Origin of the sequence: Corallococcus macrosporus DSM 14697 (assembly GCF_002305895.1) — a bacterium.
Taxonomy (GTDB): Bacteria; Myxococcota; Myxococcia; order Myxococcales; family Myxococcaceae; genus Myxococcus; species Myxococcus macrosporus.
The window spans coordinates 1988529-2003180 of record NZ_CP022203.1; the positions used below are offsets into that span (position 1 = coordinate 1988529).

The 14652-nt window shown below is 71.9% G+C and carries 12 protein-coding genes; 5 read left to right on the forward strand and 7 right to left on the reverse strand.

The features are described 5' to 3' along the window. Positions 1 to 91: 91 nt before the first annotated feature. Entirely contained in the window at positions 92 to 1774 is a 1683-nt protein-coding gene (locus MYMAC_RS08465) for a c-type cytochrome (RefSeq protein ID WP_095957701.1), read from the reverse strand. A 140-nt stretch (positions 1775 to 1914) separates the two neighbouring features. On the opposite strand from MYMAC_RS08465, the gene MYMAC_RS08470 reads away from it, so the two are divergent. Beyond that, positions 1915 to 3051: an aminotransferase class V-fold PLP-dependent enzyme gene (locus MYMAC_RS08470; RefSeq protein WP_095957702.1), complete on the forward strand. Its 1137-nt coding sequence runs from the start codon at positions 1915 to 1917 to the stop codon at positions 3049 to 3051. An 11-nt stretch (positions 3052 to 3062) separates the two neighbouring features. Here the strand turns inward: MYMAC_RS08470 and cysK are convergent, their stop codons facing one another. Together cysK and epsC are read right to left on the reverse strand one after the other, a co-directional pair. Next, a complete protein-coding gene (gene cysK / locus MYMAC_RS08475) occupies positions 3063 to 3983 on the reverse strand; it encodes a cysteine synthase A (RefSeq protein WP_095957703.1) in 921 nt (306 codons plus the stop codon). 20 nt (positions 3984 to 4003) lie between these two features. Continuing rightward, positions 4004 to 4849, reverse strand: coding sequence for a serine O-acetyltransferase EpsC (gene epsC, locus MYMAC_RS08480; protein ID WP_013935283.1), 846 nt, complete (start codon positions 4847 to 4849; stop codon positions 4004 to 4006). A gap of 207 nt (positions 4850 to 5056) precedes the next feature. Between epsC and MYMAC_RS08485 the strand changes: the two genes are divergently transcribed. Beyond that, on the forward strand, positions 5057 to 6706 hold the full coding sequence (locus MYMAC_RS08485; RefSeq protein ID WP_095957704.1) for an AMP-binding protein: 1650 nt from the start codon (positions 5057 to 5059) through the stop codon (positions 6704 to 6706). On the opposite strand, the gene MYMAC_RS08490 is transcribed toward MYMAC_RS08485, so the two are convergent. Further along, positions 6693 to 7073: a TfoX/Sxy family protein gene (locus tag MYMAC_RS08490; protein WP_013935281.1), complete on the reverse strand. Its 381-nt coding sequence runs from the start codon at positions 7071 to 7073 to the stop codon at positions 6693 to 6695. The genes MYMAC_RS08485 and MYMAC_RS08490 overlap by 14 nt on opposite strands. A 32-nt stretch (positions 7074 to 7105) precedes the next feature. Continuing rightward, positions 7106 to 8041, reverse strand: coding sequence for a LysR family transcriptional regulator (locus MYMAC_RS08495; protein ID WP_013935280.1), 936 nt, complete (start codon positions 8039 to 8041; stop codon positions 7106 to 7108). Between the two features lie 70 nt (positions 8042 to 8111). Between MYMAC_RS08495 and MYMAC_RS08500 the strand changes: the two genes are divergently transcribed. Next, entirely contained in the window at positions 8112 to 9485 is a 1374-nt protein-coding gene (locus MYMAC_RS08500) for an MFS transporter (RefSeq protein ID WP_095957705.1), read from the forward strand. Between the two features lie 138 nt (positions 9486 to 9623). Here the strand turns inward: MYMAC_RS08500 and MYMAC_RS08505 are convergent, their stop codons facing one another. Together MYMAC_RS08505 and MYMAC_RS08510 are read right to left on the reverse strand one after the other, a co-directional pair. Continuing rightward, complete coding sequence (locus tag MYMAC_RS08505; protein WP_095957706.1) at positions 9624 to 10817, reverse strand: serine/threonine-protein kinase; 1194 nt, start codon at positions 10815 to 10817, stop codon at positions 9624 to 9626. A gap of 37 nt (positions 10818 to 10854) precedes the next feature. Continuing rightward, on the reverse strand, positions 10855 to 12012 hold the full coding sequence (locus MYMAC_RS08510; RefSeq protein ID WP_095957707.1) for an oxygen-binding di-iron domain-containing protein: 1158 nt from the start codon (positions 12010 to 12012) through the stop codon (positions 10855 to 10857). A gap of 222 nt (positions 12013 to 12234) precedes the next feature. Here MYMAC_RS08510 and MYMAC_RS08515 point away from each other — a divergent pair, with 222 nt between their 5' ends. Both MYMAC_RS08515 and MYMAC_RS08520 read left to right on the forward strand, forming a co-directional pair. Further along, on the forward strand, positions 12235 to 12705 hold the full coding sequence (locus MYMAC_RS08515; protein ID WP_095961525.1) for a YqaA family protein: 471 nt from the start codon (positions 12235 to 12237) through the stop codon (positions 12703 to 12705). Positions 12706 to 12949: 244 nt separating this feature from the next. Then, positions 12950 to 14596 carry a lamin tail domain-containing protein gene (locus tag MYMAC_RS08520; RefSeq protein ID WP_239989421.1) on the forward strand — a complete coding sequence of 549 codons (1647 nt, stop codon included), beginning with the start codon at positions 12950 to 12952 and terminating at the stop codon, positions 14594 to 14596. The last annotated feature ends 56 nt before the right edge of the window (positions 14597 to 14652 follow it).

The window sequence follows — 14652 nt, forward strand, 5'->3', positions numbered from 1 at the left end:
GGCGCTCGCTGAGTACTTCCAACCTGGATACGCCGGTAGGGTTTTTCCTCGGTCATTTCCCGGACGTTTTTCCCAAGGGCCCTGGCGGCGCTCAGCGTGAGGTGGAGGTCAGCGAGGCCGGGCCTCCCGCCTTCACCCAGCGCACCAGCGCACGCGCGGTCTTCTCGTCAATCAACTCCGCGTAGGTGGGCATGGGCGTGCCGGGGAGGAACTGCTCGGGGTTGCGCACCCAGCGGACCAGCTCCGCCTCGCTGCGCGTGGCGACCTTGGCGAGCCGGTCGTGGTAGCGCGCGCCGGGCGCATGGCAGCTCGCGCAGCCGAGCTTCACGAAGAGGCCGGCGGCGTCCACCTGGGGCACAGCGGGGCGCGGCTTGCGGCGGGGCGCGGGCTTGCTGGCTGGCTTCGAGGAGCCCGGGGCCGCGTCACCCCGCGTTGCCGAGGTGCTGGGAGTGGAGGCGTTGGAACCCTCGGGCGAGGCGGAGGTGTCGGCGGCCGCGCGCGGAGCTGGCGTCGGGGGCGTACCCACGCCCGGACCCGCTGGCGATGTGGCGGGCGTGGTGCCCGGACCCGCCTGGGAAGGGGCCTGCCTGGTCGTGTCGTCGGAGCCCTGCGCTGGTGCGTCCGAGGAGGCCTGGGGCGCCTGGCTTCCTCCCGCGTCCTGCTCGGAGGCCTTGGCGTCCGAGGAGGCCTGGGGCGCCTGGCTTCCTCCCGCGTCCTTTTCGGAGGCCTTGGCGTGCGCGGCGCCGCTGGCGGGCGCCGCAGCGGGACGGCCCTGTGCGTGAGCGCCGTCCAGCGGCGTCTGCGCGCCGTGCGTCTCCGCCACCCAGTCAGGCCGCGCCGACGTCGCGGTGAGCCGGGGCCGCGCGCCCTCCACCGCGTTCTTCCTGTGCGGCACCGAGCGCAGGTAATCGTAGAGCGCCTGCGCCTCCACCGCGTCCATGCCCCGGAAGCGCGGCATGGGCGAGCGCAGCACGGAGCCATCCGGCGCCAGTCCGTCCCGCACCGCGCGGGTGAAGTCCTCCAGCGTCCAGTGCGCCAGCCCCGTCTCATGGAACGTGATGTTGCTGGAATGGACCTTCCGTCCCTCCGGGTCGACGAACGCCATGCCGCCCGCGAACACGTCGTCGCCCTCCGTCTTCCGGGGGCTGAAGCCATCCGTGTGGCACGAGGCGCAGTCGTAGACGTCATGCGCCATGTAGTGGCCGTACTCCAGCGTCGCCGCCTTGGGCGGCACGGGGATGCCCGAGGCGGGGCGCTCCACCGGCTCGTTCCCGGTGATGAAGCGGAAGCCGATGCCGCCGAAGAAGCTGAACTTCGACGGCGGCGCGGGCTCCGGATCCGGCGTGAAGAGCGGGTGCCCGGAGCGCATGAAGCCCAGTACCGCCGCCAGGTCCGCGTCGCCCATGCCGTAGCTGGGCATCACCATCAGGCGCCCGTCGCGGCTCACGGCGTAGCGGATGGCGCGCGCCAGCTCTTCATCCGTCATGCCGCCGATGCCCGCCTCCGCATGGGCCGTGAGGTTCGCGGCGTAGAAGCGCCCCATGTACGAGGGCAGCTCGCGCAGCGGCGCGCCGGAGGCCGTCTCCGCGTCGCCGCCGCGATGGCATGACTCACAGCTCGCGTGGAAGATGGCGGCGCCCCGCTCCAGCGCGGCCGGGGACAGGTCCGCGCGGATGGGCGGGTAGGGGGCGTGGACGGTGCCCGCGCAGCCGGCGAGCAGGGTGGCACCCGCGAGCAGCGTGTTCCGCAGGGCGTCCAGGGGGGGGCGGCGCATGGGTCCTCCGCGTCGAGCAGAGCCCGACGCATATCGCATCCCCGCGAGGGACGGAAAACCCCACCCGACCTGTCCATGGCGGACACCCGCCCTCACGAAGTACGGCGCGGCGCGGCAGGGTGGCTAGACTCCCGCGCACCATGACGCGCCCGCTCGAGTCCTACCGCGACCTCTTCCCCGTGCTGAAGGAGCAGCTCTACCTCAACCACGCTGGCGTGGCCCCCACCAGCCTGCGCGCCGCCGAGGCCGTGCGCGGGTGGATGGAGGACCTCGTCCACCACGGCATCAAGCACGAGCGCGGCTGGGAGGCCCACTGCGAGCGCGTGCGGGAGCTGGCCGCGCGCCTCATCAACGCCGAGCCCGGGGAGATTGCCTTCGTGCGCAACACCAGCCACGGCCTGGGGCTGGTGGCGGAGGGGCTGGACTGGAAGCCCGGGGACGAGGTGGCCGTGGCCTCCTCGCTGGAGTACCCCTCCAATGTGTACCCGTGGCTGCACCTGAGGGACCGGGGCGTGACGGTGCGCGAAATCCAGACGCCCGAAGGGGGCGTCACCCCGGAGGCCGTGGCCGCCGCCCTCACGCCGCGGACCCGGGTGGTGGCGGTGTCCTCCGTGCAGTTCGCCACCGGCTACCGCACGGACCTGGACGCGGTGGGGGCGCTCTGTGAGCGGGCCGGCGTGCTGCTCTGCGTGGACGGCATCCAGAGCGTGGGCTGCGTCCCGGTGGACGTGAAGAAGAGCCGCATCCACTTCCTCAGCGCGGACAGCCACAAGTGGATGCTGGGCATCGCCGGCATCGGCTTCGTCTACGTGGCCAGGGAGGTGCTGCCCCGGCTGCGGCCCGTGCTGGTGGGCTGGCGCAGCACCACCGACGCGTGGAACTTCAACCGCAGCCACTTCGAGCTGCGCCCGGACGCGGGCAAGCTGGAGGAGGGCAGCGCCGCGTACACCGGCATCTACGCGCTGGGCGCCGCGCTGGAGCTGCTGCACGAGGTGGGCATGGACGCCATCTCCACGCGCATCCGCGAGCTGCTCGGCCGGCTGGAGACGGGCCTGCGCGGGCTGGGCTGCGACGTGGGGCCCGCGCCGGCGCACCGGGCGGGCATCCTCACCTTCCTGCCTCCGGAGGGCGAGGCCCGCCCGCTCGGCGCGTGGCTGGCCGGGCGGGACGTGGCCCTCTCCGTGCGCCGCGGGCGCGTCCGCCTCTCTCCCCACTTCTACAACCTGCCCGAGGAGATGGACCGGCTGGTGGAGCTGGTGCGGACGTACCCGGGCTGACGGCCCTTGGGCTACTGCGCCGGGAAGAGCGGCTCGATGGAGAGGTAGCGCTCGCCCGTGTCGTAGTTGAAGACGAGCACGCGGCTGCCGTCGGTCATCTCGCCCAGCTTCTGGTTCACCGCGGACAGCGCGGCGCCGGAGGAGATGCCCATGAAGATGCCCTCCTCGCGCGCGGCGCGGCGGGTGAACTCGAAGGCGTCCTCCTCGGCGACCTGAATCGCGCCGTCCAGGGCTTCCTTGTGCAGGTTCTTCGGGATGAAGCCGGCGCCAAGGCCCTGGATGGGGTGCGGGCCCGGCTGGCCGCCGCTGATGACGGGCGACTTGGTGGGCTCCACGGCGAAGACCTTCAGCTTCGGCCAGACCTTCTTCAGCTCCTCGGCGCACGCGGTGATGTGGCCGCCGGTGCCCACGCCGGTGATGAGGTAGTCCAGCCCTTCGGGGAAGTCCTTGAGGATTTCCTGCACCGTGGTGCGGCGGTGGACCTCGATGTTGGCCTCGTTGTCGAACTGCTGCGGCATCCACGCGTTGGGCACCTGCGACAGCAGCTCGTTGGCGCGGGCGATGGCGCCCTTCATGCCCTGGGCGCGCGGGGTCAGCTCGAAGGTGGCGCCGTAGGCGGCCATCAGCCGGCGGCGCTCGATGCTCATGGACTCCGGCATGACGAGCACCAGCTTGTAGCCCTTCACCGCCGCCACCATGGCCAGGCCGATGCCGGTGTTGCCGCTGGTGGGCTCGATGATGACGCTGTCCTTCTTCAGCAGGCCGCGCTGCTCCGCGTCCTCAATCATGGACAGGGCGATGCGGTCCTTGATGCTGCCGCCCGGGTTGGCGCGCTCCAGCTTCACGTGGACCGTCACGCGGGACGGAAACAGCCGGTTGATGCGCACGTGCGGCGTGTTTCCAATGGTCTCCAGGATGTTGTTCACCTTCATGTCGGGCGCCTCTGGGTGGGTCAGATGTGGAATTCGAGTGCGTCCAGCGAGCCATCCGCGCCGCGCTGACGCACTTCGCTGCGGCGGGTCACCACGGATTGAGAGGGGATGCTCTGCGTGAGCCAGGCGTTGCCGGCGATGATGCTGCCCCGGCCCACCACGGTTTCACCGCCGAGGATGGTGGCGTTGGCGTACACCACCACGTCGTCCTCGATGGTGGGGTGACGCTTCTTGTCCGTCAGCCCCTTCTCCACGACGAGCGCGCCCAGGGTGACGCCTTGGTACAGCTTGACGTTGTCACCAATGAGCGTCGTCTCGCCGATGACGACGCCGGTGCCATGGTCGATGACGAAGCGCCGGCCAATGGTGGCCCCGGGGTGGATGTCCACGCCGGTCCGCTGGTGCGCGTACTCGGTGAGCAGGCGGGGCAGCAGCGGGAAGCCCAGCACATGCAGCGCGTTGGCCACCCGGTAGATGGCGATGGCGGTGAACCCCGGGTAGGTGAGGATGACCTCGTCCACGGTGCGTGCGGCCGGGTCCGCCTCGAAGATGGCGTCCGCGTCCTGGCGCAGCCACTCATAGAGCCCGGGCAGCCGCTCCATGAAGCGCGCCGGCAGGTCCGGTTCGATGCCCGGGTACAAGGGGGCGAGCGTGTCGCGGATGCGATGGAGGCTGGCCTCCACGGTGGTGACGTCCCGGTGGACGGCCGCGGCCGTACACTCCAGGCGCTCGGCGAAGTGGGGGAAGAGCAGGCCCAGGACCTGGCCTACGAATTCGGGAGCCGCGCGCCGTACGTCCGCAGGGAAGCAGTGGCGCTGCCGGGCTTCGAGCAGGGCCGTGACCAACCTGGCGTTGGAGTCATCCATGAGCGCCTGTTTCTAACGCAGCGCGTGGGCTGACTGCACGGCGTAATGGCACCTTCCGGGAAGACTGTTGCTTCCCCGGAGGGGGACGGCCCCCCAGGGCCCTCGCTGTCCGCGCGCCGCGCCTTCCTCCACGCCCACCTGGCATCCGGTGGACAGCGGTGTTTCACCGTGCTTGCCGGGGGGCAGCCCCGGCGGGACGATGACGCCATGGCCCATTCCCCGGTCCCTTCCTATGCCCATGGCACCAGCGCCACCCCGCTGCTGGGGGAGACGATTGGACAGAACCTGCGCCGCACCGTGGAGCGGCACGGGGACCGCGAGGCCCTGGTGGTGGCGTCCCAGGGATACCGGGCCACGTATCAGCGGCTCTGGACGCTGACCACGCAGGTCGCGCGGGGGCTGATGGCCCTGGGGGTCCAGAAGGGGGACCGGGTGGGGCTCTGGTCCCCCAACCGCTTCGAGTGGGTGGCCATCCAGTACGCCACGGCCCGCATCGGCGCCATCCTGGTCAACCTCAACCCGGCCTACCGCACCTCGGAGCTGGAGTACGCCCTCAACCAGTCCGGGGGGAAGGTGCTGCTGTACGCGCGGGGCTTCCGGCAGACGGACTACCGGGCCATGGTGCGGGAGGTCCAGCCGCGCTGCACAGGGCTGGAGCGGGCGCTCGTCCTGGAGGACGACTGGCAGGGGCTGCTCGACGGCGGGAAGGACGTCTCCGAGGACGCGCTGGCGGCCCGCGAGGCGTCGCTCCAGTTCGATGACCCCATCAACATCCAATACACCTCGGGGACGACAGGCTCTCCGAAGGGCGCCACGCTGTCGCACCACAACGTGTTGAACAACGGCTTCTTCATCGGCGAGGCGCTGCGCTACGGTCCGGAGGACCGGGTGTGCATCCCGGTGCCGTTCTATCACTGCTTCGGCATGGTGATTGGCAACCTGGCGTGTACCAGCCACGGCGCCACCATGGTGATTCCCGCCGAGGCGTTCGACCCGCTGACGGTGCTCCAGACGGTGCAGGCGGAGCGCTGCACGTCGCTGTACGGCGTGCCCACCATGTTCATCGCGGAGCTGGACCATCCGCGCTTCGGTGAGTTCGACTTGTCGACGCTGCGCACCGGCGTCATGGCGGGCTCGCCGTGTCCGGTGGAGGTGATGAAGCAGGTGCAGTCGCGCATGCACATGCGCGAGGTGACCATCTGCTACGGGATGACGGAGACGTCGCCGGTGTCCACGCAGAGCGCCCTGGACGCGCCGCTGGACAAGCGCGTGTCCACCGTGGGCCGCGTGCACCCGCACCTGGAGGTCAAGGTCATCGACGCGGGCACGGGCGAAGTGGTGCCCCGGGGCGCCCCGGGCGAGCTGTGCACGCGCGGGTACAGCGTCATGCTGGGGTACTGGGCCAACCCGGAGGCCACCGCCGCGGCCGTGGACGCCGCCGGGTGGATGCACACGGGCGACCTGGCGGTGATGGATGAGGAGGGCTACGTGAAGGTGGTGGGCCGCATCAAGGACACCATCATCCGGGGCGGTGAGAACATCTCTCCGCGGGAGGTGGAGGAGTTCCTCCACACGCACCCGGGCGTCAGCGAGACGCAGGTCATCGGCGTGCCGAGCCAGAAGTACGGCGAGGAGGTGATGGCCTGGGTGCGCGTGAAGCCCGGCGCGGCGCTCACCGGCGAGGAGCTGACCCGCTTCTGCTCGGGCCGCATCGCGTCCTTCAAGATTCCCCGCTACTGGAAGTTCGTGGACGCGTTCCCGATGACGGTGACGGGCAAGGTGCAGAAGTTCAAGATGCGCGAGGCGTCCGTCGCCGAGCTGGGGCTGGAGGACGCCGCGGCCATCAAGACGGCTTGACGCGCTTCTTCGCGCGGGGCTTCTTCGCCGCCTTCTTCAGCGCGGCCCGGTTGGCGGCGTCCACCGCACGCCGAGCCCATGGCAGCAGCGCGTAGGCGTCATCCGCCGCGTCCGCGGGCGGCGTCCAGTAGCCCATCTCCACCGGCCTGGCGGCGGTGTCGTGGACGAAGGGCCGGCACCCGGCGGCCTGGAAGTCTGGCTTCGTGACCTCATCCACCTTCAAATAGAGCTGCCCGCCAGCGATGAGCCCGAACATCCGCCCCGCGGCGTAGATGCCCCAGCCGCCGAACATCGCGCGCGCCTGCAGGGGCCCGACCTTCTCCAGCAACTCCAACGTGTACTCAACGAAGCTGTCCGTCCGGGCCATGGGGGCTCTCCACGTCTCGATGTCGCGGCACGCTAGCGCACCCGGGGGCCTGGAGCGGCCTTTCGTGTGCCCCAGGGCTCGGGCATGGCGCGCACCCTCTCCACGATGAAGGCCTTGAGCGCCCGCGCCGCGGCCGTGAGGTAGCCCTCGCCCCGGTGTATCAGCGCCACCTGCCGCTTCAGGCCGCCGCGCTCCAGGGGCACCACGTCGAAGCCCTGGGCGCGGTGGTCCCTGGCCATCAACTGGGGCACCACCGCCATGCCCAGGCCGCGCTCCACCATGCGGCGCATGGCCTCCGCGTTGTCCGTCTCCAGCGCCAGGCGGGGTGTCACGCCCCGCGCCTCGCAGGCGGCCTCCAGCGCCCGGGTGCCGCTCATGCCCGGGATGACGACCCAGGGCTCCTCCACGGCGTCCTCCAGCGCCAGGGGCCTGCCTGCCTTCGTCAACCGGTGCCCCCGGGGGACCGCGAGCACCAGGGGCTCCTCCCACAGCCGCTGCGCCACCAGGTCGGCGCGCCGCACGGGCAGGGAGAGGATGGCCAGGTCCAGGCCGCCGCGCGCCACGCCTTCCTCCAGGGTGGGCGCCAGCCCCTCACTCAGCCGGGGCCGCACCTCCGGGTACTGTCGAGCGAAGGCCGGGATGATGTCCGGGAGCAGGTACGCCCCCACGGTGTGCAGCGTGCCGAGCGACACCACGCCATGCGGTGTCCCCGACAGCCGCTCCAGCTCCGAGGTGCCCGCCGTCAAGGCGTCCAGGGCCCGCCGCGCATGGGGCAGGAAGCGCTCGCCGGCGTCCGTCAGCACCGCGCCCCCGGGCGTGCGGACGAGCAGGCGCGCGCCCAGCGCCGCCTCGAGCGACTGGAGCTGCCGGGAGAGGCCGGACTGGGACAGGCCCAGCCCACGCGCGGCGGTGGCCAGGCGGCCCGCGCGGGCGACTTCGAGGAAGGCTCGGAGCTGTTCGGAGGTCATGCGGATTCCGCAAGGAGCCTATGCGGAAGATGCGATTTCCGCATGGGGAGCCGAGGCGTACAGAAGAGGGATGGACGGAAGCGGCGTCACAGCGGAACCCATGGTCAGCGCGCGCCCGGGCGTGGCGCGCCGGACGGCGACGGGCGCGGTGCTGCTGGCCCTGGTGGTCAGCGCCTTCGAGGGCACGGTGGTGACCAGCGCCATGCCCACCATCACCCGTGAGCTGGGCGGGCAGCACCTCTACTCGTGGGTGTTCTCCGCCTTCCTCTTCGCGTCCACCGTGGGCGTGCTCATCTCCGGGAAGCTGGCGGACCGGCTGGGGCGCAAGCCTGTCTTCTTCGCGGGCATGGGCCTGTTCCTCGTGGGCTCGGCGTTGTGTGGCCTGGCGGACTCGGTGCCGGGGCTCATCGCCTTCCGCGTCATCCAGGGCCTGGGCGCGGGCGCGTTGCAGCCCACCACGCTCACCATCTCCGCGGACCTCTACACGCTGCGCGAGCGCGCCGCCGTGCAGGGCCTCTTCACCGGGGCCTGGGGCGCCGGCAACGTGGTGGGGCCGCTCATCGGCGGCTGGCTGGTGATGCACGCCACATGGCGCTGGGTGTTCCTGGTCAACGTGCCGGTGGGCCTGTTCGCCGCGGCGCTGCTGTACCTGTCGTACCGCGACCCGCCTCGCCGTCCGGAGGTGCGCATGGACCGGTGGGGGCCGGTGCTCGCGGGCTCCTCGGCGGCGCTGCTCCTGTTCTCGCTGGAGCCGGGCGCCGCGAGCCTGCGCTGGGCCTGCGCGCTGGCCGCCGTGGGCGCGGGCTGGCTGCTGGTGCGGCAGCAGCGCACGACGGTGTCGCCGTTGCTCCCGGCGGAGTTGCTGCGGGACCGCGCGGTGCTCTGCGGCGTCGCGGGCGGCATGGCCGGTGGCGCGCTGCTGTACAGCATGGCCGCTTGGGTGCCGCTGTGGATGACGGAGCAGGGCGGCCACACGCCGCTGGCGGCGGGCCTGGCGCTGCTGCCGATGCTGCTGGGGTGGTCCGTGGGCTCCACCTTCGGGGTGAAGCTGCTGGTGCGCGGCGGCATGCGGCTGAGCGCGGGCGTGGGCTTCGCGGTGGCGGCGCTGGGGGCGGGATGGCTGTCCCTGGCCGCGGCGCGTGGATGGGGCGTGCCCGCCGCGCTGGTGGGCCTGGCGGTGCTGGGCCTGGGCCTGGGACCGGCCGCCAGTACGTCGCTGATTGGACCGCAGTCCCGCGCGCCCTGGCATCACCGGGGCATCGTCACCAGCGCGCTCTACGCCACGCGGCTGCTGGGCGGCTCGCTGGCGGTGGCCGTGCTCGCGCTGGCCAGCGGGCACTTCGCGGTGCAGTTCGGCCTCGCCGCGGGGCTCACCGCCATCGCGGCGCTCGGGCTGGCGCTGCTGGCTCCGGGCAGGACGGAGCCCACGGCTTCGGGCGCGTGATGGCGGGCGCGGTGGGCGACTGCGCGTCGCTGCCGGATGGGGGGCCATCTCGGCGGCGGGGCTGGCGCTGCGTCTTCGCGCAGGCTGGGCCCCACGGCTTTGGAGCCGTGCCGGCGGGGTGAGGGGCAGGCTCTCCGCTCAGCCCGTGTGGCCTCCCGGGTCCGGCGTCCGGAGGCTCGCGCGCGGCGGTGCCGGTGCCGCCAGCGTTGGCGCAGGGCCTTGCAGTGCCCGCGGCCACAGCCTGGCCAGCGCGGAGCGCAGCTCGGTGGCGGTCCGGTAGCGGTCCTCGGGGCGCTTCTCCAGCAGCTTCAGCACCACGCGTTCGAAGGGCTCCGGCAGGTCCGGCCGCAGCGTGCGCGGTGGCACGGGGCGCTCCTGGACGTGCAGGAACATCAACGGCACGGGCTCCGGGTGGCGGAACGGGAGCTGGCCGGTGAACAGCTCGTAGGCCACCACGCCCAGCGCGTACAAGTCCGTGGCCGGGGAGACCGCGGGGTTGCCCGTCACCTGCTCCGGCGCCATGTACTCCGGCGTGCCGAGCACCGCGCCCTGCGCCGTCGTCCCCATGACGTGCGTGCTCTTGGCGAGCCCGAAGTCCATCAGCTTGAGCACGCCGGTGCGGGTGATGAAGAGGTTCGCCGGCTTCACGTCGCGGTGGAGCACCCCCCTGCCGTGCGCGTGCTCCAGCGCCACCGTCGCATGGGTGAGCCAGCGCAGCGCCTCCGCCAGCGTGGCGCGCCGCTCCAGCAGCCGCTGGCGCAGGTCCACGCCGTCCAGCAGCTCCACGGTGAGGAAGTGCCGCTCGCCGTCCACGCCCGCGTCGAACACGCGCAGGATGTTGACGTGCTCCAGCGCCCGGGCGTGCTCCACCTCCTGGCGGAAGCGCGCCACCAGCGCGTCATCCGCGTGGGGCACCGCGAGGACCTTGAGGGCCACGCGCACGTCTTGCCGGAGGTCGGTGGCCTCGTACACGGTGGAGCTGCCGCCCGCGCCCAGCCAGCGCTCCACCCGGTAGCGCTGGGCCACTGTCTGACCGGGCACCAGGCCGCGCATGACGCTGGAGGGCGCGGGCACCGGGACGCCCTGGAGCCACGTGCCGTGGGGTGACATGGGCGTCACCGGGCGCAGCGTCTCGCCCAGCGACAGGGCGGGCGGCGGCGTCACGGGGCGGAGCGCCGCCTCGGGCGGAGTCTCCGCGCGCGGCGGCGCGGGGGGGAAGCCGGCGCGCGGGGGCGGCTTCACGATGGCCGGCGGCGGCGTCACCCGCGGCTGCGGCTCCAGCGCGGCGCCCCCCAGGTACGCCACGCGGTCTTCGTCGTCGGTCGAGTGCACCTCGGCCTCCCTCGGCTGCGTCGTCGCGGCGTGGGTGTCAGGGGTCCAGCAGCGAGACGTGGGACGGTGCCCCCACGCCCTCGATGTCCAGGTGCGGGGTGGGCAGGTTGTACTCGGCCGCGGCGCTGGTGGCCTCGACGATGATGGGGCCGGCGATCTCCGGCGGCTCGCCGTGGCACAGGAGGTCCACTACGTGCTCCAGCGTCCACTTGCCCAGGCGGTTCACCACCAGTCGCGTGCCGTCGTACTGAGACGTGTCCGCCAGCTCCTGGCTCGCCGTCAGCTTGGCCTCCACGGAGTCGCCCAGGTAGCCGCGCGCCAGCGCCAGCACCCGGTCCAGCACGGCGTTCCAGGCCTGCAGGTGCGTCTTGTCCTGCGCCTCGTCCATGATGTCCAGGCCCACCTGGAGCTTCTCCATACGCTCCAGGAACTGCTGCACCAGGGGCCCCCGGATGATGCGGCCGTGCTGCGGCGCGATGATGTCCACGCCCGGCTCCAGCTTGCGGATGGCCGCTACCGTGCGTTGCAGCGCCGCGTTCACCGGCATGTAGATTTGATGGAAGGCGCGGATGCCCGCCCAGTCGGACTCGTCCGCCCACAGGCCCCTGGCGTTGGAGTCCGTGAGCCCGCCGAAGAGGTCTCCGGTGAAGAGCACGCGCGTCTGCGGGTCATAGAGCATGACGGCGCCGCGGAAGTGGCAGAAGGGCGAGGGCACCGGCAGCAGGCGGTGGCCGGTGGGCACGCTGAGCCCCTGCGCGAACTTCTCCGTGGGGATGAAGCGGTGGCGCGGCAGGTTCTGGTGGACGATGAGCCGCCAGGTGTCCTCCGAGCACAGCAGGCCGGCCCGGGGCGCGTAGCGCGCGGAGATGATGCTCGCCGACGAGCCCACGTCCGGGTCCTGGTGGTTGATGAACATGGCCGACAGGCGGTCCATGCCACCGATGAGGGACGTCACCTTGGTGTGGATGGTGGAGAAGTCGCTGCTCGAGCCCGGGTCGACGAGGAGGTTGAACTCCGTGGGCCGCTGCGTCTTCTTGTCCGTGCCGCGGAACCGCAGCAGGTAGGGGTTGGCGTAGAAGATGTTGCCGGGCTCGCGCTTGCCCACCCAGAACGTCTCGGGGGCAATCTCCACCGGCACGAGGCGGAGGTCGGAGCTCTGGCTCGGGCTCGGGACTGGGGCAACGGTGCTGCTCATGGGCGCGGAGTTCCTTCCCTCGCTGGGGGTGATGTCACTCCCCCGTAGCAATCGGTGCGCCGCGGCCCCTGCTCCCCGGGGACACGCGTCCGCGAGCGGTCGCCGGGCGCAATTCCAGCGCGCGGGCGGGGCGGCGCGCAGCGTTTGCGCCCCCGGAGGTTGAAGCGCGTGCGAGCGGGCGGGGGGCATGGCAGGCTGGGGCCGCCCACCTTCGCTCCGCTGATGCCCGACCCGTCCGTACTCGCCACCTGGGGGCTCCCGGGGCTGTTCCTCCTCGCGATGCTGGCGGGCTCCATCGTGCCGGTGCCGTCGGAGGCGCTGCTGGCCGCGCTCGTCTACGGCGGGACGGCGCCCGCGACGGCCGTCCTGATTGCCACCACGGGCAACGTCCTGGGCGCGCTGTCGCTCTACGTCCTGGGGCGCTGGGTGGCGGCCGGCGGCGGCGGCGCCCTGGGGCGCTGGTACGCGCGGCGCCGTGAGCGGGAGGGGCCCCGCATGCAGCGGGTGGAGGCCTGGACGCGGACGTGGGGCGCGCCCGTGCTCGTCATGTCCTGGCTGCCCGTGGTGGGAGACGCCTTCGTCATCGCCGGCGGCATGCTGGGGGTGCGGCTGCTGCCCTTCGTCTTCTTCGTCACGGTGGGCAAGGGCCTTCGCTATCTCGCCGTCGCGCTGTCCGCGGCCGCCGCGCTGTGACGCGCGCCGCGCGCGGCTTCACCCATGTTTCACGCAACGCATGACAGTCCCGACTGATAAAGAAGACGGGTGAGCATCTCATTCCCCGTGAATCGGGTAGCGTGCGGATGTCTCAGCCGAACCCTCAACCGCTCCTTTCAGGGGCAGGACCGGACATCATGCGTGACGACGCAACTCCTTCGAGCCATGGGCTGTCGACCTGGCGGCGACATGCCGCCGCGCTGTTGCTGGCGGTGCTCGCGGCATGTGGTGGCGAGGACCTGGCGGGGGGCCCGAGGGGCTCGACGGCGCGGACGTCGGGCAGCGGCAGGATGCGCTGGGCGAGGTCCGGCTCCGCCTGCTGGCGGCGAACACGTCCAGCGGCAACGGGCAGGACTACGACCCGGGCCACGGCATCCGCATCTTCCAGGGCACGGACGCCGACATCGTGATGATTCAGGAGTTCAACTACAGGTCGAACTCCGCGGCGGACCTCCGCAGCTTCGTGGACACGGCCTTCGGCACGCAGTTCCACTACTACCGAGAGGGCGGGGCGCAGATTCCCAACGGCATCATCAGCCGCTACCCCATCATCGCCTCGGGCGAGTGGGATGACCCGTATGTCTCCAACCGCGACTTCGCCTGGGCGCGCATCGACGTGCCGGGCCCGAAGGACCTCTGGGCCATCAGCGTGCACTTCCTCACCACGAGCAGCGGCAACCGCAACTCGGAGGCCAGCAGCCTGGTCAGCCGCATCCGGGCGAACATCCCCGCGGGTGACTACCTGGTCGTCGGCGGTGACCTGAACACCGGCAGCCGCAACGAGTCCACCTTCAGCACCCTGTCCCAGGTGGTGCGCACCGCTGGCCCGCACCCGGTGGACAAGAACGGCAATGGCAACACCAACGCGGGCCGGAACAGGCCGTATGACCATGTGCTGGTGGACGCCGACCTGTACGCGCACCAGACGTCCGTCGTCATCGGCGGCAGCACCTTCACCAACGGCCTCGTCGTGGACACGCGCGTGTACTCGCCGCTGAGCGACATCTCCCCCGCGCTCTACGGTGACAGCGCCGCCTCCGGCATGCAGCACATGGCCGTCATCAAGGACTTCCTCATCCCGGGGGACGGCGCGTCCGGCGATGACGCCTCCGTCACGGTGACGGCGCCCAACGGGGGCGAGAGCTGGGCCGCGGGCAGCGTGCGCAACATCACCTGGACGTCCACCGGCGTCACGAACGTGAAGCTGGAGTACTCGCTCAACGGCAGCACCTGGAGCACCCTGGCCGCCAGCACGTCCGCCGCCGCGGGCAGCTACGCGTGGACGGTGCCGTCCAGCGCCACCACCACCGCCCGCGTCCGCATCAGCGACGCGTCCAACGCCAGCGTCAGCGACACCAGCAACGCGGCCTTCAGCATCACCACGGCCCCCAGCGGCGGCACGGGCAAGGTCCTCATCAACGAGGTGATGGTGAACGAGCCGGGCTCCAGCGTCGCGGGCGAGTTCGTGGAGCTGGTGAACACGGGCACCGGCGCGGTGGACCTGAGCGGGTGGACGGTGTCCGACGCGGTCAGCGTGCGTCACACCTTCCCCAGCGGCACCTCGCTGGCGGCCGGCGGCGTCATCGTGGTGTTCGGCGGCGCGGCGGGCATCCCGTCCGGCACGCCCAGCGCGGTGACGGCCTCCACGGGCACCCTGGGCCTGTCCAACAGCGGCGACACCGTCACCGTGAAGTCGGCCACCGGCGCGGTGGTGGAGTCCGCGGTGCTGTCCTCCGGGGTGAGCGGCACGGACGGCGTGTCCGCCAACCGCAACCCGGACCTGGGCGCCACGGCGGCCTTCGTGCTGCACAGCACGCTGTCCAGCCTGAAGTCCTCGCCGGGCCGCCGCGTCACGGGCGCGGCGTTCTGAGACGTCTCCCGTGAAGTCCTCCGGCCCTGCTCCCCGTCCGCGCGGGGAGCGGGGCC